This window comes from Polaromonas sp. P1_G4 (assembly GCF_056405475.1).
On the sequence record NZ_JBFUCA010000406.1, the window covers coordinates 1 to 3,993 of the forward strand.

A 3,993-nucleotide genomic window follows, 5' to 3' on the forward strand; every position below is an offset into this window, starting at 1 on the left:
GCTTCCACCATGCGCAAAGCCTGAGGAGAACGATCATGACTGCCAACACACTGGTCTCCCTCGATCGCCCTGATCGCCGTACTTTCCTCAAAGCCTCATCAGCCGTCACGGGCGGGTTGATGATGGGCGTCACGCTGGGCCTGCCGCTGGCAACCCAGGCCGCGGGCACGCTCTACACCCCCAATGCCTGGGTGCACATTGCCGACGACAACACCATCACGCTGCTGTCTGCGCGCTCCGAGATGGGGCAGGGCGTGTATACCTCCATGCCGATGTTGATTGCCGAAGAGTTGAATGTGGATTTGCGCAAGATCAAGGTGGCGATTGCGCCTCCGGGCAAGGTCTATACCAACGCCTTGCTGGGCGCACAGATCACCGGCGGCTCGACCTCGGTGCGTGACGGCTGGGAAAAGCTGCGCATCGCCGGCGCGCAGGTGCGCATGATGCTGGTGTCGGCGGCTGCTGCGAAGTGGAATGTCGATGCGTCGACGCTGAAGGCTGAGAACGGCATGGTGATCGGGCCGAACGGCAAGAAGGCGACTTACGGTTCACTGGCCGAGGCGGCATCGAAGCTGCCAGTGCCGGAAAAAGTGGTGCTGAAAGACCCGAAAGATTTCACTGTGGTCGGTAAACCCACCAAGCGGCTGGACACACCGATGAAGGTCAACGGCACAGCCGAATTCGGCATTGACGTGAAGCTACCCGGCATGGTCTACGCCAGCCTGCAGCAATGTCCGGTGATCGGCGGCAAGGTCACCAGCTTTGACGCGGCCAGGGCCAAGGCCATGCCGGGCGTGATCGACGTGGTGCAGATTCCCGATGGCGTGGCCGTGGTGGCCGACAGCTACTGGCATGCGTACAAGGCGCGCCAGGCATTGACGGTGCAATGGGACGAAGGCCCGGTCGCGGCCATCAGCAACGCGAGCATGCTGGACGGCATTCGCAAGGCGGCCGACAGCGGCAAGGTGATACCCATCATCGCGCCCAAGGGCGATACCGCCGGCGCGATGAAGGGTGCGGCCAAGACCTTGAAAGCCGAGTACGTGTCGCCGTTGCTGGCGCACGCCACGCTGGAGCCGATGAACTTCACGGCCGACTACAAGAACGGCAAGATCCTGCTGATCGGCCCCACGCAGTTCCAGCAGGGGGCTGAAGGCAGCGTGGCGGCGGCCCTGGGTATCAAGCCCGAAGACATCACGCTGAAAACCACCTTCCTGGGCGGCGGCTTTGGCCGGCGGCTGGAGCTGGACTTCATCGTACAGGCGGCGCAAATCTCCAAAGCCGTGGGCAAGCCCGTCAAGCTGCTCTGGAGMCGCGAGGACGACACCACGCACGACTTCTACCGGCCCATGGCCGTCAACCAGCTTTCGGCCGGGTTGGGAGCCGACGGCAAGCCGGTGGCGCTCAATTTCAAGGTCACCTCGCAGTCCATCACGCAGCGCGCCTTCGGCCTGCCCAAGGACACGCTGGACCCCTTCATGGCCGAAGCCGGCGTGATGCCATACGACATCCCGAACACGCAGTACGACCTAGTGATCCACGACAGCGGGCTGCGTGTGGGCTACTGGCGCTCGGTGAGCCACGCGCTCAATGCCTTTGCCAATGAAAGCTTTGTCGATGAGATGGCGCTGGCGGCGGGCAAGGACCCGTATGCCTACCGCATGTCGCTGCTGGAAAAGCAGCCGCGCTTTGCCAATGTGCTGAAGATGGCGGCCGACAAGTCCGGCTGGGGCACACCGCCGCCCGCAGGGCGTAGCCGCGGCATCGCGCTAATGGAGGGTTACGACACCTACATGGCGCAGGTGGCCGAGGTGTCGGTGAAGGACAACCAGATCACGGTGCACAAGGTGACGGTGGTGGCCGACCTGGGCCGCATGGTCAACCCCGACACGGTGCAGGCACAGATCCAGTCGAGCATTGTGTTTGGCCTGTCAGCCGCGTTGAATAACCAGATCACGCTAGACAAGGGCCGGGTGCAGCAGACCAATTTCGGCGACTACCCCGTGCTGCGCATGCATGAGTCGCCGGTGATGGACATCACCCTGGTGCCCAGCACCGAGAAGCCGGGCGGCATTGGCGAGCCGGCCACGGCGCTGGTGGCGCCCGCGGTGGCCAACGCGGTGTTTGCCGCCACCGGCAAGCGGGTGCGCACGCTGCCGCTCAATGACAACCTGGCGAAGGCTTGAGGCCGCAGGGCTTTGAGGCCGGGCCGAGGCAGAAAAAACTGCGGGCTGCTAGCATTTGACGCATGGATAACATTGACCTCGAAGTTCTGAAGACCTCATCGCAGTGGCTGGCCGCAGGCCTGCGCTGCGAACTGGTGACTGTGCTTAAAACCTGGGGCTCCAGCCCGCGGCCTGAAGGCTCCATGCTGGCCATCTGTGAAGACGGCCGGGTGGTGGGTTCGGTGTCGGGCGGCTGCATTGAAGACGACATGATCGACCGGGCCCGCCGCGAGGGCCTCAGCCAGACGCAACCGGCCATCGTCACTTATGGCGTTTCAGCCGACGAGGCGCGCCGCTTTGGCCTGCCTTGCGGCGGCACCATTGAGCTGGCCATAGAACCTTTGTCAAAAGCAAGCCGCATCGATGAATTGCTGCAGCGTCTGCAGGCCGGTGAGCTGGTGGCGCGCCGCCTTGATTTGCACACGGGCGCCGTCACACTCAGCGCGGCCCAGCCCAGCCAGGGCATGCAGGTGTCTGAAGCCGCGCTGGTGACCTTGCACGGCCCGCGCTGGCGACTGCTGATCATCGGCGCCGGGCAACTGTCGCGCTTTGTGGCGCAGATTGCGCAGGGCATGGACTACGCCGTGACGGTGTGCGACCCGCGCGAGGAATACCGTGACAGCTGGCAGGTAGAAGGCGTGGAGCTGGCCACCGGCATGCCCGACGACGTGGTGCAGGCCATGAAGCTGGACGCCCGCTGCGCGGTGATTGCGTTGACGCATGACCCCAAGCTGGACGACCTGGCGCTGATGGAGGCTTTGCGCTCTGAGGCGTTTTATGTAGGCGCCATCGGCTCACGGCTGAACAACCAGCGCCGCCGTGAAAGGCTGGCCGAGCACTTCGACATGACGGCCGAAGAGCTAGGCAAGCTGCACGGCCCGATCGGCCTTTACATCGGCAGCAAGACGCCGTCCGAGATTGCGATTTCCATCCTGGCGGAGCTGACGGCCGTCAAGAATGGTGTGACGTCAGGACAGATGGCCAATGTCGCCGCTGCCAAGAGCCAGCTTGGTTTGCCGCCGACCGGCGAAGTCTGCGCTATCACGCAGTAGGTAGGGCCGCAGTTTGGCGGGTCAAGCCGCAAATTCAGAAGAAAAAACGCCTGCAGGCCAATAGGGGTGTGCGCAGGCAGCTATTGTATTGATAGCAAATAATCAGGTGTCGACGGCCTGTGCGGCGCTCGCGTCGAACGCCACCGGCGGCGAGCCTGCGCGCGAGCGTTCCGCCATGTGGGCCCAGGCGGCTTCCCGGTCCTTGACACGCGCAGCCGCATCAAACAGGGGAGGGGGCGGTGTTTTGTTCCGCGCTGTGTGCAGCCTGGTTTTCAGCTCCTGCAACGCCTCAGGATTGCGGCCTAGCCGCACAGCCTCCGCAACATAAGCCTGCGGGCTTTCCAGAATGCATTCAGGCAGGCCGGCAGCCTGCAGAATGCTTGCACCCATGCGCGCGGCCATGCTGCTGCCGGGGCAGGTGAGCGCGGGAACGCCCTGGCGCAGCGCCTCTTCCAGTCCGGGCGAGGCATTGAGGCGCAACGTGTCCAGGAACAGGTCGGCACAGCCCAGGTGGGCGGGTATCTCGGGCCAGGCGGCAAGGGCTGAAAAGATCAGCCGCTGTACACCCACGCCCGCAGCCTGTGCTTCGCGCACGAGGTTGGCGGCGGCCCGGCTGCAAAAAGGCAGCCACAGTACGGCGTCGGGCAGCGACCGCAACACTTTCATCCAGCTGGCGAAGGTGGCTGCATCCAGCAGGGGCGGCAACAGGCATGAAC

Annotated in this window: 3 protein-coding genes; 2 read left to right on the forward strand and 1 reads right to left on the reverse strand. The window is 64.2% G+C overall.

Going from position 1 to position 3,993, the window contains the following annotated elements:
- Positions 1-35: 35 nt before the first annotated feature.
- Complete coding sequence (locus AC1D1X_RS17515; protein ID WP_477698765.1) at positions 36-2,186, forward strand: xanthine dehydrogenase family protein molybdopterin-binding subunit; 2,151 nt, start codon at positions 36-38, stop codon at positions 2,184-2,186.
- Between the two features lie 62 nt (positions 2,187-2,248).
- The gene (locus AC1D1X_RS17520) at positions 2,249-3,277 is read left to right on the forward strand and encodes an XdhC family protein (protein ID WP_477669331.1); all 1,029 of its coding nucleotides are present in this window, start codon (positions 2,249-2,251) and stop codon (positions 3,275-3,277) included.
- Between the two features lie 102 nt (positions 3,278-3,379).
- Here AC1D1X_RS17520 and AC1D1X_RS17525 read toward each other — a convergent pair.
- The coding region (locus tag AC1D1X_RS17525; RefSeq protein ID WP_477698766.1) for an O-linked N-acetylglucosamine transferase family protein at positions 3,380-3,993 on the reverse strand (614 nt) is incomplete at its 5' end.